13 protein-coding genes and 3 pseudogenes are annotated in these 25,842 nt (G+C 37.6%); 4 read left to right on the top strand and 12 right to left on the bottom strand.

Annotated elements, in window-relative coordinates; translation table 11 throughout:
* Positions 1-444: 444 nt before the first annotated feature.
* The 7 genes and pseudogenes from AB4Y30_RS04600 to AB4Y30_RS04570 form a co-directional block, all read right to left on the bottom strand.
* Positions 445-2,367: pseudogene (locus AB4Y30_RS04600) on the bottom strand (immunoglobulin-like domain-containing protein); the annotation flags it as partial.
* A gap of 1,905 nt (positions 2,368-4,272) precedes the next feature.
* A pseudogene (locus tag AB4Y30_RS04595) lies at positions 4,273-5,091 on the bottom strand (RCC1 domain-containing protein); the annotation flags it as partial.
* Between the two features lie 681 nt (positions 5,092-5,772).
* Positions 5,773-6,411 (bottom strand): annotated as a pseudogene (locus AB4Y30_RS04590) (RCC1 domain-containing protein); the annotation flags it as partial.
* Positions 6,412-6,811: 400 nt separating this feature from the next.
* Positions 6,812-7,921, bottom strand: a complete 1,110-nt coding sequence (locus tag AB4Y30_RS04585) for a response regulator (RefSeq protein ID WP_368655171.1) — start codon at positions 7,919-7,921, stop codon at positions 6,812-6,814.
* A complete protein-coding gene (locus tag AB4Y30_RS04580) occupies positions 7,911-9,656 on the bottom strand; it encodes a histidine kinase N-terminal 7TM domain-containing protein (protein ID WP_368654314.1) in 1,746 nt (581 codons plus the stop codon). The genes AB4Y30_RS04585 and AB4Y30_RS04580 overlap by 11 nt, the downstream gene beginning before the upstream one ends.
* A gap of 130 nt (positions 9,657-9,786) precedes the next feature.
* Positions 9,787-10,722, bottom strand: coding sequence for an alpha/beta fold hydrolase (locus AB4Y30_RS04575; protein WP_368654313.1), 936 nt, complete (start codon positions 10,720-10,722; stop codon positions 9,787-9,789).
* A gap of 182 nt (positions 10,723-10,904) precedes the next feature.
* Positions 10,905-11,513 carry a TetR/AcrR family transcriptional regulator gene (locus AB4Y30_RS04570; protein ID WP_368654312.1) on the bottom strand — a complete coding sequence of 203 codons (609 nt, stop codon included), beginning with the start codon at positions 11,511-11,513 and terminating at the stop codon, positions 10,905-10,907.
* A 225-nt stretch (positions 11,514-11,738) separates the two neighbouring features.
* On the opposite strand from AB4Y30_RS04570, the gene AB4Y30_RS04565 reads away from it, so the two are divergent.
* Positions 11,739-12,107 carry a DUF488 domain-containing protein gene (locus tag AB4Y30_RS04565; RefSeq protein WP_368654311.1) on the top strand — a complete coding sequence of 123 codons (369 nt, stop codon included), beginning with the start codon at positions 11,739-11,741 and terminating at the stop codon, positions 12,105-12,107.
* Between the two features lie 148 nt (positions 12,108-12,255).
* Here AB4Y30_RS04565 and AB4Y30_RS04560 read toward each other — a convergent pair whose 3' ends face one another.
* The 3 genes from AB4Y30_RS04560 to AB4Y30_RS04550 all read right to left on the bottom strand — a co-directional run bounded on the left by AB4Y30_RS04560 (position 12,256) and on the right by AB4Y30_RS04550 (position 21,462).
* Entirely contained in the window at positions 12,256-17,673 is a 5,418-nt protein-coding gene (locus AB4Y30_RS04560) for a MucBP domain-containing protein (RefSeq protein ID WP_368654310.1), read from the bottom strand.
* Between the two features lie 9 nt (positions 17,674-17,682).
* Positions 17,683-18,453, bottom strand: a complete 771-nt coding sequence (locus AB4Y30_RS04555; protein WP_368654309.1) for an RCC1 domain-containing protein — start codon at positions 18,451-18,453, stop codon at positions 17,683-17,685.
* A 468-nt stretch (positions 18,454-18,921) separates the two neighbouring features.
* A complete protein-coding gene (locus AB4Y30_RS04550; RefSeq protein WP_368654308.1) occupies positions 18,922-21,462 on the bottom strand; it encodes a LuxR C-terminal-related transcriptional regulator in 2,541 nt (846 codons plus the stop codon).
* Between the two features lie 452 nt (positions 21,463-21,914).
* Between AB4Y30_RS04550 and AB4Y30_RS04545 the strand changes: the two genes are divergently transcribed.
* The 3 genes from AB4Y30_RS04545 to AB4Y30_RS04535 are packed head-to-tail and all read left to right on the top strand — an operon-like array spanning position 21,915 to position 23,922.
* Positions 21,915-22,289, top strand: coding sequence for a GntR family transcriptional regulator (locus AB4Y30_RS04545; protein ID WP_368654307.1), 375 nt, complete (start codon positions 21,915-21,917; stop codon positions 22,287-22,289).
* The gene (locus AB4Y30_RS04540; protein ID WP_368654306.1) at positions 22,289-23,155 is read left to right on the top strand and encodes an ATP-binding cassette domain-containing protein; all 867 of its coding nucleotides are present in this window, start codon (positions 22,289-22,291) and stop codon (positions 23,153-23,155) included. The genes AB4Y30_RS04545 and AB4Y30_RS04540 overlap by 1 nt, the downstream gene beginning before the upstream one ends.
* Positions 23,155-23,922: a hypothetical protein gene (locus AB4Y30_RS04535; protein WP_368654305.1), complete on the top strand. Its 768-nt coding sequence runs from the start codon at positions 23,155-23,157 to the stop codon at positions 23,920-23,922. Before AB4Y30_RS04540 ends, AB4Y30_RS04535 begins: the two co-directional genes overlap by 1 nt.
* A gap of 55 nt (positions 23,923-23,977) precedes the next feature.
* On the opposite strand, the gene AB4Y30_RS04530 is transcribed toward AB4Y30_RS04535, so the two are convergent.
* Together AB4Y30_RS04530 and AB4Y30_RS04525 are read right to left on the bottom strand one after the other, a co-directional pair.
* Positions 23,978-24,475: a DinB family protein gene (locus tag AB4Y30_RS04530; RefSeq protein WP_368654304.1), complete on the bottom strand. Its 498-nt coding sequence runs from the start codon at positions 24,473-24,475 to the stop codon at positions 23,978-23,980.
* A 155-nt stretch (positions 24,476-24,630) separates the two neighbouring features.
* The gene (locus tag AB4Y30_RS04525) at positions 24,631-25,830 is read right to left on the bottom strand and encodes a GTP-binding protein (RefSeq protein WP_368654303.1); all 1,200 of its coding nucleotides are present in this window, start codon (positions 25,828-25,830) and stop codon (positions 24,631-24,633) included.
* Positions 25,831-25,842 lie beyond the last annotated feature (12 nt).

Genomic DNA, 25,842 nt, shown 5'->3' with positions numbered 1-25,842 from the left:
GAAAAAAGAGGGCAATTACTTGGATACAAACAATGATGCCAATCACCCATTTATGCCAAAAGTGCAATATAATCCTCTCCCTCTATCCATTGACTCTCTTTCATATATACTTGTTTTAAAAAAATTGTTGTCTTGCGACATGCCCAGTATTAACAACTAAATCGGGTTCACTTAAATTCTACTTGCACGTCTCCCGATTACCTAGCGTTTACTCTGTATGAAAATAACACACTTTAAATTTTATCACAGCACTATAAAGCGATAAAGACAAAAAATTCTTATTATTAGAATTAGCGCTTAATGAATACTTCCTATCGCTCATCTTAGCTAGTTTATTTATAGATCGGCAATTCTCGTTAATCTGTTGAATGGAAATTTTTATTTACTGTGCACAAAAAGCGCTCACCAATAGATTGATGAGCGCATACTTAAGGTAATAATTTGTTATAGTTCCTTTCGCTTTCTACCAATCCACCAGATACTGCTACCTAATAATAGCAGTATTAGACCAGCTAAAAGCCAATTATATTGCTGTGTGGCAGTATTTGGTAAGTTCTGTTTTAGCTCCTGCTCGTTGTCGATTACTTCTTTTGTAGTTTCAGTATTATTTGTTTGATCTAATGGTATTGAGTCTTGTTCTTCTTTATCTATTTTAGATGGTTTGTCATGGTCTGTTTCTGTCTGCTCTGGTTTCTCTTTACTAGGCGGTATTGAATTATCTTCTTTCATCCATACACCATAGATTGAAAAGTGATTGACTGGTGCTGTTATAGAGTCTTTATCTCTTGTTCCACCAATATATTCCCATGTCTTCGTACCTTCTTGATAATGATAAAGTGCAGTTTGATCACTGTCTTCTGTTACCCCCATCGTCAAGATAAACTCACCTGTATAATCTTCCTCTCCCTCTGGATAGATAAAGATAAAGTCATAAAGTTCACCTGCCAACTGAAAGCCTTCAAAAGTCAGGTCCTTGACTGATTTTACCTGAAGCCTCGTACCTTCTGGCAAATCATCAGGCAATTGGATCGTTGTCTCTGTATCCCTTACGGTAATTGTTGTGCCTGCCGCAACCAATACTGGCGGCTTATCTACTATAACCTCGGTTACTGCAAACTCTTTTGGTTCTTCTGGTCCTGCCTCCACAATAAGTTCCATTAACGCCTTATGTTGATTCGGATTTGTCACGTTATCTGGTAAAATTATCTCTCCAGTAAAAAAGTAACTGCCGGTAATTTTCCCATCATAAACAGGTGTACCTTTATCCCAGGTAACAGATAAGTTAACTTGATCTCCATTAGTTAATAAAACCTCTACCTTTTCTGGAAGTAAGAGCTTAGACATTGGAGTCCCATAGGCTATCTGCTGCTTCGCCAATGTCGGAACTCTTTCAATACTTAATTCAGGTTCCTCCGGTATTGCTACTTGTTTGGTAGTAACTTCCACATTCGCTGTTGAAGTATTATCCGATGGGTCGATTGCTGTTAACTCATAGTGATAGGTTGTGCCTGCCTGCACTGTTTGATCTGTATAACTTGTTGCATTACCAGCGATACGCGCTATTTCCTCACCATCACGGAATAAACGATATTCTTTAATACCTGCCAAATCTTCAGCAGAGAATGTGAATACAATCTGATTTGCGGTAACTTCGGTAGCTTCTATTGTAATCTCTGTTGGTGCTATCGTATCTATCACATTTATCGTGCGTATCATACTAGTTATGTTGCCAGAGCTGTCCCTTACGACATACGTTAACTGATATACTCCTGCTTGACTGGTATCGATACTACCGGTAACCGTAACCTGTTCACTGAGATCTCCATCGTAGTTATCTGAAGCGGTAGCGCCTGCTTCGTCATAGTCGTCACCAAGCTCCATGGTAACCTCTTGTTCTCCTTGCAATGTCAGCTCTGGAGCAACAGTATCCACGACCTCTACCATACGAATCACTTCCGTTTGATTTGCAGAACTATCCGTTACTTGATAAGTTACTTGATAGATGCCCAGCTTCGATGTATCGATATTATCTATCGTTTGAATCTGATCACTGATATCACCGTCTGCATTATCTTCTGCTATTGCGCCTGCTTCTTGATAGTCTGTTCCTACCTCTAAAATAAGCGGGTTATCACCTTTTAAAGTAATAACAGGGTATCCCTCATCAACTACCTGTACCACACGCGTTTTGCTAGTTTGATTTCCGGCTACATCCTTCACGGTGTAAACTAACTCTTGCGCTCCTATTTTGTTTGTGTCTATTTCTCCAGTACTCGTTACTTGTAAGTCATTGGTAAAACTATCTTCTGCTTGATAACCAGGTTCGGTAAAGACTTCACCATGCTGAATAGTCAGAGGATTATCTCCAAGCAAAGTCAGTTCTGGTGCTGTGCGGTCGATTCGAACTATATCCTGTACTACTTCGCTGGTATTACCTGCTTGATCAACAGCACGGGCCGTAATCGTTGTTTTACCTTCTTTAGTAATGGCTAATCCATCTGCATAAGTAAACCATGCGCCTTCACCATTTAATTGATACTCGATACGGTCATTATCTTCACTTGTTGTCATCGCTACCGAAACACTTTCAGCATTAGTCCATTTATTTGTTTCTACTGCGAGGGTTGGCACAGCAGGTATTGTCCGTTTGATTTGCACTACTGCTTCAGATGTTTCACTGGTATTTCCAGCTTGATCGATGGTACGAGCATAAATCTTGGTTTCTCCTGATTCTGTAATCGATAAAGCTGTATCATAGATTTGCCACTCGCCTTCACCTATACGATATTCCGTTCGAGCTACCCCACTTTCCCTATCTTCTCCTGCTGTAATCGTTGCTGTAACCGATTCAGCATTAGTCCAGCCATCTGGATTCAACTGAATCGACGGAGCGGATGGAGCCATTTGATCGATAGGAATGATCTGTGTTGTTTCGGTTTGATTTCCTGCTTGATCAGAAGCCTTTACTTCTATTTGATGTGTTCCTGTTTCTGTAATAGAGGTATCATAGGCAAAATCAGCCTGATCCTCAACGATTTCTCCATTGATGCTGATCACCAAATCTTTCATCGCTTGATCGATTGCTACTATAGATAAATAAACCGTCTGATTTGTCCATGTTCCCTCTTCATAGACATCCTCATTTTCGCCTTGTGTCATGATGACATGTATCTCTGGATTGGTGCGATCGATCCGAATGGTTTCTACTGTGACCTCACTTTTGCTGCCTGCTTGGTTCACTGTTCTGGCATAAATCGTGGTCTCACCTTCTTCGGTAATAACGATTTCTTCTTCATAAATTTGCCATTCCCCTTCTGTACCGCCAAGTTGATATTCAATCGTGGTGTTTTCTTCCATTACCATGATATGAGCAGTTACCTGGTCGGCATTGGTCCACTCCATGGTATCAACCGAAATACTTGGGGCAGTGGGGATATTACGATCAATTTGTACTATGGCTTCAGCAACTTCACTGATATTGCCTGCCTGATCACTCGTTCGTGCATATACAGTGGTTTCGCCTTCATCTGAAATAGGAAATACTTCTTCGTAATGCGTCCAGTTTCCATCTTCCCCGACTCGATACTCGGTTCGAGCTGCTCCACTGCCTTGATCCTCTCCATCTGTGATTGTAACAAGCACGTTTTCCTCATTAGTCCATCCACTTGGTGCCAATTCAATCGTTGGAACAGCAGGAGCAATATCATCATGTAAAATCGATAAAATGACTGGCTCACTTGCTACACCATAAGAAATAGTTACAACCTCTAATTGATTTTCCTGATTTGGCGTTAACTCCAGCCCTTCCAGTGTAAATTCACCTGTCTCTTCCTCTGCTGTTACACTTTTTTCTTTCTCCCCATATGTGACCTTTACTTCACTGCCAGGTTCTGCTATTCCAGCTATATCAATGGCAGATTGATTCGTCATTTCTGGATAGTCATCGATATCTGGTGACTCAGGAGCGCCGATCCGAAACAAATTAGATTCTGTATAAGCGGATAAGCCAATGTCCGTAGCTAATTGAATACGCAGCTTCGTCTGATTTGTTTCTAGTAATTTTCCTGCCCATGATGTATGACCTCCATCGAACTCCTCTACTAGAGCCCAATCCTCTCCATTCCATTGTTCCAATCTATAAATACGGGAACCTTCTTCTCCAATCCCCCAGATTATCGAACTAAATGGCGACCAACGCCAATTCACTTCTACATCTGTTTCTGGATTCGCTACACTAGCAACCTCTAAAGCTAGAGGTGCTTGAGGCGAAAAATCCAGTTGTCTATAGCTATTGTTGCCCGTACCAACTATTTTTCCTTCTCCTGTTAAACCGACGGTATGATAACTCCCTACCGCAATTTGAACAATATCTTCCCAGTCCTCTATATACAATTGACCCCAAAAATTGTGGCCTGTAGCTACCACTGTACCATCTGCTTTTAGACCAATCGTATGCAAAGCACCTGCCGCAACTTGAATAATATCCTGCCATTCTTCTACATTTAATTGACCTTGCGTATTATTCCCGACAGCGACAACCGTACCGTCAGATTTTAAACCGACCGTATGCAAAGCTCCTGTTTCAACTTGCAGCATATCTTCCCAACCTGCTACATTTAGTTGACCTTGCGCATTATTTCCAGCAGCAGTAACCGTACCATCTGCTTTTAGACCGATTGTATGATTGCCGTATGCTGCAACTTGGACGATATTTTCCCAACCGTCTATATTCAGCTGACCAGATGTATTGCTTCCCACAGCGACTGCTGTACCATCTGCTTTTAAACCAACAGTATGCGCTTCACCTGCTGCAACTTGCTCGATATGATCCCAATCTGTAACATTCATCTCTCCATGATTATTCCATCCCACAGCTATTACCTTGCCAGCAGTGGTTATACCCACAATATGCAAGTCACCTGCCGCAATTTGTATCATATTTTCCCAATCATCCAGACTGAGTACATTTATTGAATTCCTTCCTACAGAGGCGGCTGTACCATCATCTCTCAAATAAATAGTATGCCCATCGCCTGCTGTAATTCGCGCAGGATATGCAGGAAATTCCAGCTCCGTATGTAGGATAGACAAAGAAACTGGAGCACTGTTGAGTCCGTAAGAAACAGCTGTAACCTCCAATGAATTCATCTGGTTTGGAGCCAGTTCTAATCCTGCCAGTGTAAATTCACCTGTCTCTTCATCTGCTGTTACACTTTTTTCTTCATCACCATAGGTTAATTTCACTTCGATTCCCGGCTCTGCCGTTCCTGAGATATCAACAGCAGTTTGATTGGTTCGCTTTGGATATTCACTTATATCTGGAGGAGCAGGTGCACCGACTCGAAATGGATTAGATTCTGTATAAACAGATTCACCAGCAGCAGTAATTGCCCGAATACGCATTGTTGTTTGTTTTGTCTCGGCCAGTTTTCCTGTCCATGATGTCTGATCACCAGCTACCTCTGCTACTAAAGTCCATTCCTCTCCATCCTGTTGTTCCAATTCATACTTACGTGAGGACGCTATCCCTGTCCCCCAAGTCTCCGGGGCTTCCCAGGTCACTTCTACATCTGTTTCCGGATCAGCGATACTTGTGACTTCTATGGCTTGTGGCTCTTGAGGAAGGAAATCCAAGTGACCAAACCCTTGCCACCCTACACCAATCAAACTGCCATCACTTTTTAAACCAACCGTAATCGTTCCTTTGGTGGAGACTTGAATAATATCCTCCCAATCTTCTATATTCATTTCACCTTCCCAATTCGTTCCTGTAGCTACGACGGTGCCATCCTCCTTTAACCCAACAGTATGACTGTTACCGCCTGCGACCTGGACAATATTTTCCCAATCGGCTACACCCGACATATCCATTATGCCTCCAGTATAGACAACCGTGCCATCTGCTTTTAATCCAACAGTATGCCAAGGACCTGCGGAAATTTGCACAATATCCTCCCAGTCATCTACATGTAGTGCACCATTCGAATTATATCCAACGGCGACGACAGTACCATCCTCCTTTAGCCCAACGGTATGCTGTATTCCTGCAGAGACTTGGATGATATCTTCCCAATGCTCTACATCCAACTGACCATGCGAATTACTCCCTGTAGCAACAACCTCTCCTGTGTTTGTTACCCCAACGCTATGGTAACTGCCTGCATCCACTTGCACAATATTTTTCCAGTCTGCTACATCTAGTTGGCCATCCGTATTATTACCTACAGCAACAACCCTGCCTGCACTTGTTAAACCAAGCGTATGGAAACCGTTTGCTGCAACTTGAACGATATCCTGCCAATCATCTACATTTAGCTGACCTTGTGAATCAAGTCCGACAGCGGTGACGGTGCCATCTTCTTGTAAAAAAGCGGTATGGCCACTACCTACGCTAAGCCGCGCTGTATCCATCGGTATTGATAAAGGGGTACTTGCGACTGTAGGCAGTGCGTTGATATTCCAGCTTGTACCTACCAACAATATGATTAATAGCCCCCCACTTATTTTCTTAAAAAACTCCTGCATCTGTTGATAGCGCTTTCCTTTTTGCGTCACTTTACTCGTTCCTCCCCTTCTTTGATCTAGAATGATAGACCTTCCTATGCAGAACAGATAATTTAGCATTTCCCAGCTTTTTACATGCTTGGAAACAATCTATCATTCTGTAATGAAAACAAAATGAAAGAATAGCTATCTCGAACAGTATAAGCATAGAAATCACATTGCATTTGGAAAACTATTATCAATAAATATTCATAAGTAATTCCAAACAACAAAAAAGAGAGCAAAAAATATGCTCTCTTTTAAATATTTATTTTTTATAGAACTTCATTACCTCTTGTTCTATTAATGGAAAGCTCCCCATCTCCTCATGATACAGCTTGGAAAACTGCTGATAATGCTTGTGAAAAGAGGTATCATCCTTTGCCAAACGATAGGCCTGCAATAAAAGAGTGTTTCCTTCTACATCCAGTTCATTACGGGAAACTAACTTCCTAGCAACTAAAATCGCTTGTGTTAATTGATTATATTCTAGTAGCCAACGAACAAGGCGAACAGCAAAATCATGATATCGTAATGCAAGTGCCTCTTGTTCGAGTACAGCCCAAGTATATGCTTTGCTTTCATATAAATCACCTGCAAATCTTGCATCCCATTCGATTGCCGTTTTTACCGTATTTTCATTCCACTCTTCTTTGCTTTTTATATAAGATTCAAAGGAAATAAAATCTACCTCTACTTGATCCATTTCCACCATATACTGCTCATCAAAAGAACGAATAATTGATTTCAATCCATGTGGCTGCAAGACCTTACGCAGTTGGTAAACAATCGTATTTAGATATCCTCCTGCATTCTCTAACGGCATATCATAGAACATTTCGTCGATAACCCTGTCCTTCGATACTGCTCGTCCACGCTGTAGCAGTAATAAGGCGAATAATTCCTGGCTCTTCTTTGAAATAAACTTTACCTCGCCAGCTTCTAAACTGCTCACTTCAAAACCACCTAAAGCTTTTACTATTAGTCGATTCGACGACATTTTTACAGGCTTCTCGCTGTCAGCTTTTCTTTTTTTGGCTTTAACTCTTTCCACCGTTTGTGTCAGTCTTTTTGGTGATACAGGCTTTACCATATAATCTAAGGGATACGTAGCAAATGCATCAACTGCATATTCCCGATGTGAGGTTACGAACACAATCTCCAAATCTGCTTGTCTAGCACGTAGCTGACGTGCAAGATCCAACCCACTTTCATCAGCTATCATAATATCAATAAATGCTATATCTACCATTTCTTTTTGAGTAAACAGGAGCGCATCCTTTATATGCTGAAAACTTGTCACCACTTCTACACCATCTATTTTATATAATAACCGTTGCATAATAGTAAGCATCGCAGGCTCATCATCAATAATCATAACTCTCAACTTTCTCACCTTCTTTCAATGAAAAATGAAAGGCACTACCTTTTCCTAATTCACTTTCCACCCAGAATTCACCACCATTCATCTTCACAAATTGTCGACTGACTTGTAAGCCGAGTCCTGTTCCTTTTTCCTTCTCTGTACCTAGAGTTGAAATTAAGGATTCTTCATTTAGGAGGCTGCATACCATTTCTTCTGTCATTCCAATGCCTTCATCATATACAGTAATCATGATTTCTTTTCCTCGATATTTTTTTGCAAGAACCTCAACAGTTGCCCCTCGATTAGAGAATTTGATAGCGTTGGATAATAAGTTACGAAGGATCATAATTACTGCCTCACGATCTGCATATACATAAATAGTTTCATCGACACGAATATTGATATTAATATGCTTCTCCTTACTTTTAATAAACAAAATCCGATAAGCCTCATAAATCAGATCAAGCAAAGCTATCGATTCAGGATGAAGTGACACATCATTTTTTTGACCACGAAACCATTCCAACACATTGTTAACCGTCATATAAGTGGAACGAATCTGCGCACTTAAGAAATCAACCAGTTCAGCATTTTCTGATGTAAAGTTCTGTCTGTCTTCCTCCAGCATTTCTATCAAGCTCACTTGTGTAGCAATCGGTTCACGAATATCATGAGAAACAAGAGTAAACAACTGATCTTTCATAAAATTAAGATGGGCGATTTCTTCTAACCGATATTGCTTCTCTGTGATATCAAACAAGATAGAGACTGTCCCAAGTATAAGGCCTCGCTTGGAGTAAAGCGGATAAACCTTTGTGATAAAGTACTTCACTTCCCCGTTTATCTCACTCTTCATTTCTACTGTTGCCTCTTGTCGCTGCTTACATGCATTTAGCCATTCAGGCCAATTCCGCAATAACTCAGAAATATCCTTTCCAATAATAGTCGTACCCGTATTCGCAAATAACGGCTTTATAAAATGATTACAATCAATGACCCTTCCTTTCTGGTCTACGGTCAAAATTCCCTCTCTTACTGTGTCCATGATAAAATCTCTTGCCATTGGGACGATAGTAAACAATTTATTTTGATAAACTACCCAGAGTATGATAAGTCCAAACACCCCACAATACACTGAAAGAGGAAGCAACCACTCAGATAGATTGGGGTATACTAATTTAATCAGTTCCACCACTGCTGAAATTGATGCCAATACAACAATTAAAATACCTGGTTTGCGAATTTCTGGACGCGCCTTTTTTAGGTAAGTAATAAAGAAATAAACACATATCAATAAAATAAAATAACAGATAATATTAAAGCTAAACGCTAAGTTGGTCCTCGATACTTCTAAGTAACCATCAACAAGAGTGACCGATTCAAAGATTGCTTGTGTTTTATCATTGGTCCATATGAGCGCAGACCAGCCAATAAACGGAAGGAATAAGAGAGACTGTCGCTGCCATTTTAGCCATTCATCTCGACCATATAAATCAAGCACACACAGGATTACTAGTGGAACATTCATCACCAGTGCAGTCTGCTCGATTTGTCGAAAGAATAATTTCGATGATAACTCACTATTGTATAACTCTAGGATGACACTACAGCCAAAAATCACTCGACAAACCATCACCCAAGCAAAATACCGAACTCCACGCTGTCTTCTGTGCCGAAATGAATAGATAAGTAAAAGACACATTAGCATAGCTGATATGATTAACGTTAAAAATAGGATATAATTCATGATTGCTATTCTCCACTATCTTACAGACTCAAATCTGTTTTCCTATTATATCTACAACTGCGTTTTCTACTACTTCATATGAAATAAAAATTCCAAAATTCAGACTTCTAATATTGAAATATTACAGCATTTACCAACTAGTTTGTTTTTGCTGTTCTATATCTTGGGTCCTTTCTTGTCTAACAACTTTATCAAAAAACTGAACAACTTGCTTAGTGTATTTTTCCCTGTCCAACCTATAACCCTGTATATGATCAGCATGAGAAATTTTTAAAAATGTTGAATACTCCTTGTAGAATTCATGCATCCGTATACTATTTTCACATGGAATCTTCTGATCATCTTCACCATGAATAAATAAAATTGGGCGTGGAAAGATTTTCTCTAGAGCTTTTTTAGGATTTACATTTTTCGGATTTCCTACATGTACTCTAATAAAAGCTAAGGTCAATGGAGTAAATGGAAAGCTTGGGAGCTTTGTCCATACATAAAACTTCTCTGCCAAATAAGTGGGTAACTCATCAAATGGGCTATCTGCAACTACGCCTACCACCTGGGGTGCACGAGCAGCTGCAAGCAAGGCAGCAGAAGCCCCCATAGAGAAACCCATAAGTCCGATCATAGAAGAACGATTTTCTTTAACCCATTGAATCGCACCAAGTATATCTTCCTGTTCATATAAACCAATGGAACTAACACTTCCGCCAGATTCTCCACAATTCCGGAAGTCAAACATCAATACATGGAAACCTTGTTTTGTTAAATCTTCTGCCAACCTTAATGCAGGAAGTTTCTTTTCCAAACGATTGCTACGATAACCATGAGCAAAAATAATCGTCATATTTTTGGGTTGTGGCGCAGGAATGAACCAGCCTTTTAAAGAAGTACCATCCAGACTCGGAAAAGTAATCCTTTCAAAATCCAAACCATATTTCTCAGGGGAATCATTAACCGGTTTTCTAACATTATTATGTGTTAATTTCCAAGAAACTACAAAAGAAAGAATTAGACATGCAAGCATTACGAAAATCGCTATTAAAGCAATAATCCAACTAAATAAAGACATATATTTTCTCCTTTTTCATTAAGAATGAAAACTCGCCTATTCATAGAAAATATGATTCTCTATGTCATATGTAGCAAAAGTTTATCATCTAATAATGAAAGAAAAATGAAAGTATACGAAATTAGTAGTAAAAATACTTGAACCCACTATATTTTATAACAATTTTTTTAGTAGAAAATTAATCATTGATTGTTATTTTCTTCATTCAACATACCATTTAATAATAAGTCTACAATGAATTCAGCGATCTCCCCTGGCTGTTTTATTCCAGGTAGCAATTGAATAAATGTTAATCGTTCAACTATACCGATTAAGGCCTCTGCAATCATATACGTATCTAAATCTTTACGAAAATAACCAGCCTCTACTTCAAAATCTAGGTTATCTTTTGTTTCTCTAACCATTCGTGCTTTAATTTCGTCGGATTTTGTTGACAAATAAAAACCAATCATTGTTAAATCTGGATTTTTTGCAAGAAACGTTAATAATTGTCCCACATTATAAATAATACGTTCTTTTATAATCTTTGGTTCTAGCTCAGGCTGTAAACGGCTTTTCTTCGTAAAATCAATAATTTGTATATGGAACAAATCCTCTAATTCTTCAAAAATAGCTTCTTTATTTTTAAAATATAAATAAAAGGTAGGCTGACTTAATGATGCACCTTTGACAATCGAGCTTACTTTTGTTTCATGATAACCATGCTGTGCAAATTCTTTTGCTGCTATCTCTAACAGCAACGCTCGACTTTCTTCTCCACTTGCCCCTTTAGGTCTTCCTCTTTCCGCCATCAAAATTCCTCCACATTTTCATACTTCCATTAAGCTTATTTTAATTATAAGTTGACGAAGCTTTTTTTGTATACTAAAAACCACAAGATAGAGAGCATATCAGATGGTTTTCAACAAAAAAACTCCTTTTTATAAATAACATTCATAGATATGGTAGTACATCAATGCTATATTTAAAATAATAAAGAAGATAATTTTTGTTGAACTGGAAAGGCAGTGTGCTTGATGTCTATTGTATTACAACGTATTTATGAAAAGTCAGATGTCCCAGGCTATCGAGTGCTTGTTGATTTAATCTGGCCCAGAGGAATCTCTAAAAAAGTGGCAAATCTGGATGAATGGGCAAAGGAAATAGCACCTACAACTACTTTAAGGAAATGGTTTAATCATGATCCAGAAAAATTTGCGGATTTCAAAATAGCATATAAGAAAGAATTATTACATGACACGAAGAAACTAGAAAAATTATCTCAGCTTCAGAATCTACAAAAAAACCAGCAGCTTATTTTATTATATAGCGCTAAGGACACAAAACATAATCATGCTCAGGTGCTGAAAGAAGTACTGGAAAGTGATTTATCATATTCAAGATAATTAAAATCAGATGGTTAACATTTAGAAGGAAATTTTTAAGTAAAAGAAAAACCTAAACATTATCTCAATATTTCCTTACGAAAAATTGAGATAATGTTTAGGTTTTAATTATTCTACCCTTCTTCCATACATCCTCTATCTGATTAGGTTATCCTTCTTTATGAGTTGTATTTCTTCGTATAACCCATCTACTGCTTCCTAATATAATCAATAGAATACCTACAATCAGCCAGTTATATTGATTGGTTGCTGTATTTGGCAAAGAGGCTTCTTCTGCTTCTTTCTTTGATTCAGTAGCTTCCTCGCCTGATAACTGCTCTTCCTTATTATCAGCAAAAGATACTTCTTCCTTTTTGTTTTTCTCCTTCATAGAAGGCTTTGTAATTTCTTGGTTTTCTTTATTTGAAGAAGACTCTTCTTCTGCATCTTCTTTCACAAATACACCGTACATAGAGAAATGAGATACTATCGCTGTGATTTTCTGCCTCTTTCTTGTTCCTCCAGTCAACTGCCACTCTCCCAATTCTTCCTGGTAGTAATAGATTGCCACTTGTTCTCCGTCATTATCTACACCCATCGTCAAGATAAATTCACCTTGATAATCTTCATGACCTTTTGGATAGATAAAAGTAAAATCATAGACTTCTCCGGCTTGTTTTAGCCCATTCTGTTCTTTCAATGGAGTGGTTAGAACTTGTAATTGTGTGTCTTCTGGTAAATCGGTCGGTAATTGTATTGTTGTCTGCGTGCCTTTCACACTTACCATTGTTCCTGGAAATACTTCTACAGGCGGTCGATTCAGCACAATTTCTATCGTTCCCGATTCTATTGGTTCTGTAGCTTTTTCTAGTGTATACACATATTCAACGATTTGGACTACTTCTGTGAATATACCACTCGCATTTTCTGGTGTTTGTGTTAATGCAAAGCCCTCAATAACTTTAGCTTTAGTTTGATAAGCATCTCCTATATTTCCTGTTAATTCTTTGGAAGGGAGAAGTTCTTTTCCATCCTCATCCACATAAATTATCGTGACTGGTCCTCCCACTGTTGGCTCCTTCTTAATTGGTGCATAGACATAGGTGATGGTTTGCGTCTCTTCCTTAAATACACCAACTGCATTTTCTGGTGTTTCAACTAACTGATAGCCCTTAATAACTTTTGGCACGATTTCATATATTTCTCCTAACAGCCCTGTTCGGATTTCTTTACCTGCAATCGAATGACCGGCTTCATCTACATATTCAATGATAATCGTTCCTTCAAGCTTTTCTTCAATAGAAGTATAGACATATGTTACAAATTGCGTCTCATTGGTGAAGCTACCAGTTGCATTGTCTGGTGTCTGGATGACTTCATAGCCCTTGATGATAGCTGGATAAGTGTGATAGGATTCACCAATATTCCCTATCAACTCCTCAGCTGGAAAGAGCTCATTTCCTTCCTCATCTACATGTTTTACCATGACTGGAGCTCCTGGTATTGGTTCTTCTTTATTCAGCGTGTAGACATACGTTACCAGCTGTATTTCTTCTGTAAATATACCACTCGCATTATCTGGTGTTTGAATTAACCGATAATCTTTAATTTCTTTTGGATTGGTTTCATAAGGCTCTCCTATCAAGCCTATTTTGGTTTCTCTATGCTTAATCGAAATTCCAGCTTCATCTATATATTCAATGATAACCGTTCCTTCTAGGCTTCCTTCCACTGGAGTATAGATATAGATAACCATTTGGGCTTCATTAGTAAATGTACCAATTGCATTGTCTGGCGCCTGAAGAACTTCATACCCATCAATTTGGATAGCTTCTGTCTCGTATGACTCTCCTATATTCCCAAGTAAGGTTTCAGGAGTAACCAGGTTATTTCCTTCTTCATCTACATAGTTTACTGTAACTGGGGCTCCCGCTATCGGCTCTTCTTTGAGCGGTGAATAAACATAGGTAATGATTTGCGCTTCTTCTGTAAATGTTCCAGTCGCATTGTCTGGAGTTTGGATCAATTCATAGCCTTCGATGTTTTTTGGCTCGGTTTCATATGTTTCTCCCACTAATCCTGTTCGAATTTCTTTGCCTGAAACAGGATTACCAATTTCATCGACATATTCAATGATAATCCTTCCTTCTATCTCTACCTGGACTGGGGCATAAACATATATCACAGTTTGCACTTCGTTGGTAAACTCACCAGTTGCGTTGCTTGGTATCTGTACAATTTCATACCCCTCGATGATAGCTGGATAGGTTTGATAGGAGTCTCCTATATTCCCATTCAGTTCCTCAACTGGAAGGAGTTCCGTTCCTTCCTCATTCACATGCTTTACTGTTACTGACTCTCCTGGTTTTGGTTCTTCTTTTTCTAGTGCATAGACGTACGTTACGGTTTGAGCTTCTTCTATAAATGTACCAGTTGCGTTCTCCGGTTCTTGGATTAATGTATAACCTTTAATAGCTTTTGGTTCTGTTTCGTAGGGCTCCCCTATGTTCCCGGTCAGTTCTTCTATTTCGGCAATCTCGTTCCCTGCTTCATCCATATGCTTTACAGTTACTGGTGCTCCCAGTATTGGCTTTTCTTTCGTTGTCACTTCCATTTTCACAGTAGAAGCATTTTTAGAAAAATCAACTGCTGTCAATTCATAAAGATAGGTTGTTCCAGCTTGCATTTCTTCGTCTGTATAGGTTGTTTCACTTCCATCAAGCCGGGCAATTTCTTCTCCATTCCGAGATAATATATATTCCTTTATTCCTCCTAAGTCTTTCGCAGAAAAGGTAAATGTTACATGATCTATTGTTACGCTTGTTGTCTCGAAAATAACATCAGCTGGCGGTGTGGTATCGACTACATGGACTGTACGTATTTTGCTCGTAGAATTCTGTGAATTATCAGCTACTGTATAGGTTATCTGATACGTTCCTATCCTACTGGTGTCAACATTTCCTATGATGTCAATACGATCGCTGATATCTCCACCATAGTTATCTTTTGCTACAGCTCCTAATTCTTCGTAAATATCACCAAGCTCAATGGTAACTTCTCTTGACCCTTCTAGCGTTATCTCTGGTGCAGTGGTATCCACCACTTCCACGGTACGAGTGACTTCTGTTTGATTCTCTGAACTATCTGCTACTTGGTACGTCACTTGATAGATTCCTAGTTTGGATGTATCTACATCCCCCGTAATCTGGATATGGCCACTGATATCACCATCTACATTATCTTCTGCAGTTGCCCCTGGTTCTTCGTAATCAGTTCCCACCTCTAGAATCAAAGGGTTATCGCCTTTTAAGATAATGACTGGCTGTACTTCATCAACAACATGTACTGTTCGAGTCTGAGCGGTTTCATTTCCCGCTTCATCCTGTACAGAATAGGTGATAGTATATACACCAATTTCGTTCGTATCTACTTCTCCTATTACATCCACTTCCAAATTATCCGTAATATTATCTGCTACTTGATAACCTGGCTCTTCAAAAGGTTCCCCGTATAACACATACATCGGATTCTCACCAAGCAAGGTTAATTCCGGAGCAGTTCGGTCGATTCGAACTAGAGATTCTACCACATCACTGATATTTCCCGCTCGATCCACTGCCTGGGCATAAATCATGGTCTCTCCTTCTTCTGTAACCACAATTTCTTCAGTATAGGAGATCCATTCTCCATCTACCCCATTTAATTGATATTCAACATTCGCATCTGCTTCCTCTATCGTGATACGAGCGATTACTTGATCTGCATTGGTCCATGCGCTAGTATCTGCTTCAATTTGTGGTGCGGTTGGCGCTATGCGATCAATTTGCACTGTTGTATCAGAAACAGTACTAATATTCCCTGCTTGATCAATAGTACGTGCTTCTATCTTCGTTTCTCCTTCTTTCGTCACCGTTAATATTCCCTCATAGGTTACCCAAATTTCCTCTGTTCCAATTCGATATTCTGTTCTTGCCACTCCACTTCCTTCATCTGCTCCATTGGTAATGGTGACAAATACTTCTTCTGCATTTGTCCAGCCTTCTGGTTCTACTGTAATCGTTGGAGCAGCAGGAGGGCGATCATCATGTTGAATAGAGAGGTTGACTGGCTCACTCGTTAAACCGTGTGAGATAGCAACTACTTTTAATTCATTCATTTCGTTAGGAGTTAGCACGATCTCCTCTATGGTAAAGGCACCCGTCCTTTCATCTGCCTGCACCTTTTTTTCTTGTTCGCCATAGCTGACTTTTACCTCGCTGTCTGCTTCTGCTATGCCCGCTATATTAATAGTTGCTTGGTTTGTTATCTTTGGTGGTAAATCAGTGATATCTGGCGGGGCAGGACGACCGACTCGAAATGTATTGGATTCAATATAAGGAGAACTATCAAAGTCGGTGACTGCACGAATACGTAACATAGTCTGAATTGCCTCCGATAATTTTCCTTTCCATAACGTGTTATCCTCTGATAACGTTCCTATAAGATCCCATGATTCCCCATTCCATTGTTCAAGCTCATACTTACGAGAGGATCCTGTTCCAATCCCCCAATCTAGTGCAGGGTCCCAGCTTACTTCTACTTCTGTCTCAGATCCAGAAGTACTGACAACTGATAATTCTTGAGGAGGTTGAGGAGCAAAAGTTTTCACCTTCCAATTATCTACATCTAATTGAACATTGCTAGGAGAACCTGCTATCAACACACTACCGTCACTTTTTAACCCAGCGGTATAATTGTCACCTGTTGCAATCTGAATAATATCCTTCCAATCTTCTACTTCAAGTTGACCCCTGCTATTAAATCCTACTGCGATGACCGTACCGTCATTCTTTAATCCAACGGTATGATAAGTTCCTGCCGCCACTTGTTTAATATTTTTCCAGTCTCCCACATTACTTTGGCCATACCCGTTGCTACCTGCTGCTACCACCGTGCCATCTGCTTTTAAGCCAACCGTATGGTAATCAGCACCTTCAATTTGGACAATATCTTTCCAATCTCCTAGATTTAGTTGCCCACTACCATTAAAACCGACTGCTATAACGGTTCGATCGCTTCTTAAACCAAATGTAGAATATGCTCCCGCAGAAATTTGAACGATATTTTCCCAGTCTCCTACATTCGTTTGACCATAATTGTTCAAACCTGTCGCAATAAGTGTTCCATCTTCTTTTAAACCAATGGTATGATAGCCACCTGCAACAGCTTGCACAATACCCTCCCAATCTCCTATTTTCAAAATGCTGCTACTCCTCCCTACTGCTACCACACTACCATCTGCTTTTAAGCCTACTGTATGAAAATCTCCCCCAGATAGTTCTATAATATCCTCCCAATCTCCCACATTTGCTCGTCCTTCACTATCAGAGCCAGTTGCCATTACACTACCATCTATATTCAAACCAGCAATATGAAGAGCGCCTGAACCAAGATGATTAGGCAGTCGAAATGGCGGCTCTTTCTCTGTAAGTGCTTTTAACTTCCAATCTTGCACATTTGTTTGCCCTTCCTCATTATAATTCGTTGCTAAAACCGTACCGTCGCTTTTTAGACCTACTGTATAATATTCTCCAGCTGCGACTTGCACAATATCCTCCTAGTCCCCTACCTCTATTTGGCCAAAAACATTAAAACCAGTAGCCACAACTGTTCCATCCTTTTTTACGCCAACTGTATGGACAGCCCCAGAAGTGATTTGGGCAATATCCTGCCAATCCTCTACATTGATTTGCCCGCTGCTATTCGACCCCACTGCTACAACGCTTCCGTCACTTTTTAATCCTATTGTGTGATATAGATTTGCTGCTACTTGGATAATGTCCTTCCAGTCGTCTACATTGGCTTGACCATGATTATTTATACCTGTCGCAATAACTGTTCCATCCTTTTTTACACCAATGGTATGGTGCATCCCAGCAGCAATATAGACAATATCTTCCCAATCTGCCACATTGGTTTGATTATAAAAATTCCCACCAGTAGCTACAACGGTCCCATCCTCTTTTAACCCAACGGTATGTGCTCTGCCAGCAGCAACTTGGATAATATTCTCCCAATTATCCACATTTCTTTGCCCATCACTATTACTACCTGCCGAAAGAACGGTTCCATCTTTTTTTAGCCCAACCGTATGCAGACCGCCTGCACTAACTTCTGTAATATCTGTCCAATTTTCTATTGCTAATTGACTAGAAGAGTTCCGTCCTGTTGCGATGACTGTGCCATCTTTTTTTAATCCCACTGTGTGGGTTTCACCAGCACTAAGATGTGTTGCTAAAGGTTTATTTGTACTTGCCACGGCTGATGGTGTATTTATAATATTTAATCCTGTTCCTAACATGAGCGATACTAGTAAAAGCATGCTCATCTTTCTTAGATTTCCCCTCAATGAACTGTAGAAATTTCTTTTCTTCCCATTCACCCTGTTTCCTCCCTTATATCTGAATTCTTATCATTATGTATGTAAAAAGCATGTAGCTAAAGCTCATCGATTACAGAATTAAAGTTCTTATAAAGACATTTTAAGTCAACCATGAAACACCTCTCTCTCCATGAATCGAATGTACTATTCCTTATTTCCGCATTATATTACTTAAAAGTAATATACAACGATTATAATCAAATGGCAACTGAAAATTTAATTAATATTACTTTTGGAATAACTCTCTTATCTGAATAATTGTTGTCTGGAAAAATCTTATAAGTAATGCTGCTATTCCTTATTTCCTGGGAAATATGTAAATAATTGGAGGTTCCACATGAACAAAAAACATAAAAAAACAGTCAAAAATGTTAGACTTCAACATTTTTTGACTGCTATTTTTGAATAAAGCAATTATAATTTCCAATCTTTTGCAGATAATATGGCTTGAGCTCTCGATTTCACTTCTAATTTACTATAAATTCTAGTTAAATAGACTCGTATTGTACCTTCTGATAAATGTAGTTGATTAGCCATTTCTCGATTAGATGCACCACTTATCAGCAAACGTAGTACATCCCTCTCTCTTGATGTGAGTTGATTGATACGATTATCACTTGGATGAGTACCTTTACTTATATCCAGTAATTCTTCTAAATAGATTGTTGAAACTTCATTATGAAAAGGATTCTTCTCTTTTATATATGTCTGATATTCGATCAGTAAACTATTAAAACTCTCTTCATCAACAAATATTCGTTTATAACCAAAACAAGAGCCTAAGTATAGCGCTGTATGTAAAGTAATAAATGCAATATCTTTTTGATTTAATTGTCTTTGACAAATTGCTTCTAGAATAGAAGCTTCTATGATTAAATCAACCTGTTCTTCCTTATTCGCGTAATCATGAACTTGAATAATAATTGCTAATGCTTTTTCCCATTCTTTCTTTGCCATTAATAATCGACAATAAACTAAAATCCAAAACTCTTGTCCTAATTCTATTTGCTGGGGATCTGGACGCTTTATTTTCTCTAATTCTACTTCTGCTTCCTTTATTCGATGTTCTTTTAGATAAGCAAATGCTTTAATCGCATGAATCGATCGCAGCCAATACCACTCTGATACTTCGCTTAACGCCTGATTCCATATTGTATGTGCTGCTGTCATCTGACCTTGTACCATGTAAACCTTGCCCTTAAGTATAGATAACGGTACGTATAAACCACGTTCTGCAAAACGATGTGCATAGGACAAGCCTTGTTCAACTTCTAATAAAACCTCTTCTAATAGATTTGCTTCATAAACTATTTCTGCAAAAATCCCATAGCTATATCCCATTACATGCTGTTCTTTAAACTCTGTCTGCCTGAAAAATGTTGAAAAGGCACGTATATCATTTAAATTAGCGTACTTTCCTTTTGAACCTAAAGGTGTACGAGAAATTTTAGCTTGAAAAGGGTTGTAACGTACAGGGGCAAGATACCATTTCTCATTTACAAGGCCTCTATCTACTTGCTTTAGAATTAACTCTATAAACTCATCTTGTTTTCCTTCAGCGAGCTTAATATATGCCTTCAAAGAGCGGAGTATACTATCTAATTCTGCATATTTTTCTTGGTTCTTCCAGCTATTTTGTTCATCACGTTCATCTAATTTTGTAATAATTTGCTTGGTCTGCTCTATATTTGTCATTGTCATCAAGCAAACAGCATAAATTATTAATGTTTCTAGTGCTACAGGATATTCTGCTTCGCATAAAGTATCCACCCACTGAATTAATACACCAATTTGTCCACTGTAAAAAATATCGAGTAATTGTTCCTCAATCCATTGATCTGCTAAATCAAATTGTTTCTGTTTCAAGGCAAATTCAATTGCTGTATGGTAATCTTTTCTCGAATATAATAGATTTGCAATTTTATCTATAAGTGCCTGATGCTGCTCAGTCGTGTATAAGCGCTTTCTTTCCTGCTCTAATACTTCTACTAGTAATTGATGGTAACGAAATATTTGCTTTTTAGAAGATAAGCGAATGGTAAGAATACCTAAATCAACTAACTCTGATAATTGTTCCAAGCTATCCTCTCGCCCAGTTATCAAATTACACAGCTCTGGATCAAGTGTTTTTAACATAGATGTTTCTAATAAAAATTCTTGTGTTGATAATGATAAGGTAGAAAAAACTTCCTGCATAATGTATTCAGTCACGAAGGTATTAGAACGGTTTAACGAACCTATATTTCTTTCTTCTGATATACCACTTAATTGCACACCTGCCGCCCATCCATCTGTCTTTCTTAAAATTTCCTTACAAAAGTCTGCTTGATCCATAAGAATCTGTTTCTTTTGATATAATTCTTCTATTTCTTCATATGTAAAGGCTAATTCCGTAATACCAATTTCTACTATCCAAGACTTCACCCTCCATGCAGCAACAGGAAATGGAGATTTATACCGACTCGCAATATATAAATAAACATGATCTGGTAAATAATTAATAAAACGAGTCATCATTTTATGAATAGCATTTATTTCAATATAATGATAATCATCCAACACAATATGTAATGGAGATTGGATAAGTGTTAATTCATTCAATAAGGAATCAACGATCAACTCTACTGGTGGCATGTACTGTAAATCAAACAGATATGTCAGTTTATTAGCTATTGGTTCTCCAGTGGCTTCAGAAATTGCTTTCATAATATATTGCCAAAAACGACTTGGATCATTATCCATCATATCGATAGATAGCCAAGCCACTGGCTCTTCTAATTGATTAGCCCATTGACTTAATAATGTTGTTTTCCCATACCCAGCAGCTGCTTGAATTAATTTCACTCTTGCTCGTGATTTGTTTAATAGGAAATCTAATCGGTCTCTGTGTACAATAGTGTCTGCAACTTTAGGTATTGTTATTTTAGAGTGTAACCAAACAGACTGTGCCTGCATCACTATCCCTCCTTTATTAGGCATTATTATCTATACATATTATACACAAATTCTGAACATTATTTCTTTTTTCTACATATTTTGAGGTTATTTTTTTTAAACATGTATCAAAAAAGATCAGCTTCAATCCATAGAAGTGTTAGATCCCTAACTTCTTCTGCAAATTGAAACTAATCTTTATTGATTTTAACAAACACTTATTCCTCTGCTTGCATAATTTCTAAACTTAAAACATGAAAAAACATTGAATCTCTAGCAAAACCTTCACTCAAGAACCTCCTCTACATCAATATCGTTCATAGTCTATATTACCTAAATAATACTGATGTTTTTTAAACATATAGAACTTTTTTTATCACATCTATTGACAAGGAAAAAATCAACTGATATGGTTATACACATAACTATATAACCGTAATTGCAGATAACCAAATACAGAAGGGAGCCTTCCAATGAAAAATATTTTTAATGCGGATAAACCTATCTATATACAAGTACGAGAACAAATTGAAGATCAAATTATTAATAAGCAATTAGCGGAACATGATCAGGCGCCTTCAACAAATCAAATGGTCAATTTTTTCAAAATTAACCATGCAACTGTTTCTAAAGGAATAAATCAGCTTGTAGAAGAAAATATTCTATATAAAAAGCGAGGGATTGGTATGTTTGTTTCCGAGGGAGCAAGGGAAAAGTTACTGGAAAAACGTCGTCAATCATTTGTAGAAGATTACATTATCACGCTTGTACAAGAAGCTAAGAAATTAGAAATAACGGACGAAGAAATTTTTGAATTTCTAAAAAGTGTTAAAGGAAGTGAAAAATAATGAATATAAAGGCGAAGAACCTCCAACTATCCTATGGGAATGAATCAGCTTTACAGGATATAAATCTTGAAGTGAATGAACCAAAAATATATGGTCTACTTGGAAGAAATGGGGCAGGAAAAACATCCCTTCTTTCCTTACTAGGGTCTTTTCGTGAGCCAACAGCTGGACAATTACTAGTCAATGGAGAAGAACCTTTTGAAAATGCTAAAATCATGCAAATGATAACCTTTTTATACAGCAAGGATTTTTCGGACGAATCAGAAACTGTTGAAGTAATGATCAAAGGAATGAGTTGGTATCGTCCAAATTTTGATTTAGTATATGCAAAAGAGTTAGTAAGGAAATTCAAATTAGATGAGAAAAAACCGATAAACAAGCTATCTAAAGGAAAGCAATCTGCTTTTAATGTGGTTATCGGATTAGCAAGTAGATCACCTATTACAATATTTGATGAAGTATATCTTGGGATGGATGCACCAGCACGAGATATCTTTTATAAGGAACTCTTAAAGGATCAAGAACTACACCCCAGAATCATTATCTTATCTACACATCTTGTTTCAGAAATGGATTATCTTTTTGATGACGTGATTATCATTAAAGATCAGAAAATATTACTCCATCAATCTTATGATGAACTAGTATCACAAGGAGCAAAAATTATTGGAAATAAAGATGCAGTACATGCATTTGTGAAAGATAAAACTATCCTTCATGAAGAAGAGTTGGGAGATACAAAGTCTATTACCATTTACGGCGAATTAAATCCTTCTGATAAAGATATCGCAGATCAAATGGGACTTAATATTACCTCAGCCTCACTACATGACTTATTTATTCAATTAACGAAGGAGGAAGAATAATGAAACCTATTTCATTTCCCAAAGTAGGATTCCATCAATTCTGGATTCAATTAAATTGGACATTTTGGGCTATTGGGATTTTCCTAGTTGTCCATGTAATTAGGTATTTTTTCAAGAACAATGCAGATTCATTCTACAGCGCTGGTTACATTGCTGGAAATATATATATGCTTGTAATTGGAATAATTGCTATTAGTTTTCTTTCTTATTATGTAGGAAACGGAATTACAAGGAAAAATTATTTTCTTGGTAATATGCTTGCTGCTGTAGGTTTATCTATTATCATTCCAATTTTATTTTATCTCATCAACTTAGTTGAACAGTTTATCATCACTCGTTTTACTAATATTGAGCTAGAAGAAAATCCGTTTAAAATTATTGAAATTGATACAGATGGACATATCATAGGAGATATTGTCCAAAGTATTATTATCACACCATTTGTTAGTGTTGAATCAAGCTTTTTCCTTTCATTAGGGCTATTTGCTTTAAACATTTTTATGTTTTATATCATAGGCTGGTTAATTGGCGCAGCGTTCTACCGGCTTGGTGTCATACTTGGAATCATCGTGATAATCATTGGGGCTGCACTCTTCATAATAAAAGATACTATGATCCGATTAACACTAGATATACCAATATTTGATAACTTTGTAGCATTAGAGAAAATACCACAAGGATTAGCATTACCTGTTGTTTGTTTAGTTTTCTTTATCATTATGCTATTGATTTATTTATTAATAAAACGAGCTCCAATTAAGATATAATAAATAGGCTTTAGCAATCCCAAATCGGATTGCTAAAGCCTATTTCCACATAAAATCATCTACTTCTAACCAACTCTTGGATAGATGAGTCTGATTGAAATAGTTTATTTAGACCATTCATGAAGCCAAGGTGGATACCTTCATGCCAAGTAACGAATTGTACAGAAGAATCAACTGTTTCTAATAGCATTCCATTAACATCTCGAGCAATAGAAGCTTGTTGCTTCAACTTATCTTGAAAATGAATATTAATTCTCTCTTCTTGCTCTTTTAATGCAAGCATAATCTCTTCAGAACTTGGAACTTCTTTGTTCCTCCAATCCATCGGGCTTGTACCATCAATAAATAATTTTAGCCATTCTGGTTTAGTAACCGTATAGTTACAATCAGCATCATGGAGAAAATCCTCAGCTGTAATATAAACATGCCCAGCATTCCAGCGGATTGTATTTGGATAACCTTCAGGCTGTACATCCCATAAAACCTTATCAATCTTATTTAGCACAATAAAAGTAGAAATACGTGAATACTTAAATAGTCGCAAAGCCTCCATAAATATACCTCTCTTTCCCTTAGTGACTCAAAACTAATTACTGCAAAAAAACCACAATCCGTGAGGCTCTTTATTCCCCACGGATTGTTTATTCGTAAAGTGAAACTGCATTTAATAGGATCTTCTTTACTAAATATGACTTGAAAGAAATCAGTTTATCTTGTTTCCAATTGCCAATTAAAAGGATCACTGACTTTATCCCAATCATCATTTATTTCTTCATCAGTAAGTAAACATTCATCCAATTCTTTCGTAATTAATTCTACTTCTAAATTTGTTCCAATAAATACAAGCTTCGTATAACGATCACCGTATTCTGCATCCCATTCTGCTAGTACTTCTGGTTCCTCCTTAAGAATTCTCTCTTGTTCCTCTTTACTTAGTGATGCTACCCAATAAGAAAGAGGCTCAATCCCAACAGATGGTCCTGCTTGAGATAATAATAGAGCTATATCATTTCTACTTGCACACCAGACAATACCTTTTGAGCGAACGATTTGTGTAGGCATTTGACAGCACCAGTTGTAGAAACGCTCTGTGTGAAAAGGAATTCTTCTTTCATATACAAAAGAGGAAATCCCGTACTCCTCCGTTTCAGGTACATGATTTTGAGGTCCCATGTTTAGCTCTTGTAACCAGCCTGCAGAATTACTTGCCTTTTCAAAATCAAATAAGTTGGTATTTAATACTTCATTTGCATCTATATCACAATTAACAGTGCGAATAATTTTGGCAGTAGGCTGTAATGTCTTAATAACCTTTTCTAACTTATCCAGATTTTCTGGCTCCACTAGATCACATTTATTTAAAATTAACACATCACAAAACTCAATTTGATCAATTAGTAAATCTGCTATATCACGATCATCATATTCAGAAACTGCTTCCTTTCTATCTAATAGCGAGTCTCCTGATTCAAAATCATGCCAGAATCTATTTGCATCAACGATTGTCACCATTGTATCTAATCTACAGAATCTACTTAAATCAATACCTAGCTCATCATCTAGATAGGTGAAAGTTTGTGCAACTGGAATTGGTTCACTTATTCCAGAAGATTCAATTAAGATATAATCAATATCACCTTGCTTAGCTAATTTTTCTACTTCAATCAGCAAATCTTCTCGTAATGTACAGCAAATACACCCATTTGACATTTCTACTAGCTTTTCTTCCGTTCTTGAAAATCCGCCTTGTTTCTGTACAAGCTCACTATCAATATTAATCTCACTCATATCATTTACAATCACGGCAACCTTAAGCCCTTGACGATTATGTAAAATATGATTTAGTAATGTTGTTTTTCCTGCTCCTAAGTAGCCACTTAATACGGTAACTGGGATTTGTTTAGTCATATACATTTTCCT

This window comes from Ornithinibacillus sp. 4-3, from assembly GCF_040958695.1.
In the GTDB taxonomy this organism is placed as follows: Bacteria; Bacillota; Bacilli; order Bacillales; family Amphibacillaceae; genus CALAMD01.
The sequence above is the reverse complement of the archived record's forward strand: the minus strand, read 5'-3'. Positions and strand labels throughout refer to the sequence as shown.

Coding starts and splice junctions, on each gene's coding strand:
- AB4Y30_RS04565 (WP_368654311.1), top strand. CDS start 11,739: ATGTCTATTGTATTACAACGTATTTATGAAAAGTCAGATGTCCCAGGC.
- AB4Y30_RS04530 (WP_368654304.1), bottom strand. CDS start 24,475: ATGGAGGCTTTGCGACTATTTAAGTATTCACGTATTTCTACTTTTATT.
- AB4Y30_RS04535 (WP_368654305.1), top strand. CDS start 23,155: ATGAAACCTATTTCATTTCCCAAAGTAGGATTCCATCAATTCTGGATT.
- AB4Y30_RS04570 (WP_368654312.1), bottom strand. CDS start 11,513: ATGGCGGAAAGAGGAAGACCTAAAGGGGCAAGTGGAGAAGAAAGTCGA.
- AB4Y30_RS04545 (WP_368654307.1), top strand. CDS start 21,915: ATGAAAAATATTTTTAATGCGGATAAACCTATCTATATACAAGTACGA.
- AB4Y30_RS04575 (WP_368654313.1), bottom strand. CDS start 10,722: ATGTCTTTATTTAGTTGGATTATTGCTTTAATAGCGATTTTCGTAATG.
- AB4Y30_RS04550 (WP_368654308.1), bottom strand. CDS start 21,462: ATGCAGGCACAGTCTGTTTGGTTACACTCTAAAATAACAATACCTAAA.
- AB4Y30_RS04580 (WP_368654314.1), bottom strand. CDS start 9,656: ATGAATTATATCCTATTTTTAACGTTAATCATATCAGCTATGCTAATG.
- AB4Y30_RS04585 (WP_368655171.1), bottom strand. CDS start 7,921: ATGATTATTGATGATGAGCCTGCGATGCTTACTATTATGCAACGGTTA.
- AB4Y30_RS04540 (WP_368654306.1), top strand. CDS start 22,289: ATGAATATAAAGGCGAAGAACCTCCAACTATCCTATGGGAATGAATCA.
- AB4Y30_RS04525 (WP_368654303.1), bottom strand. CDS start 25,830: ATGACTAAACAAATCCCAGTTACCGTATTAAGTGGCTACTTAGGAGCA.
- AB4Y30_RS04555 (WP_368654309.1), bottom strand. CDS start 18,453: ATGAGCATGCTTTTACTAGTATCGCTCATGTTAGGAACAGGATTAAAT.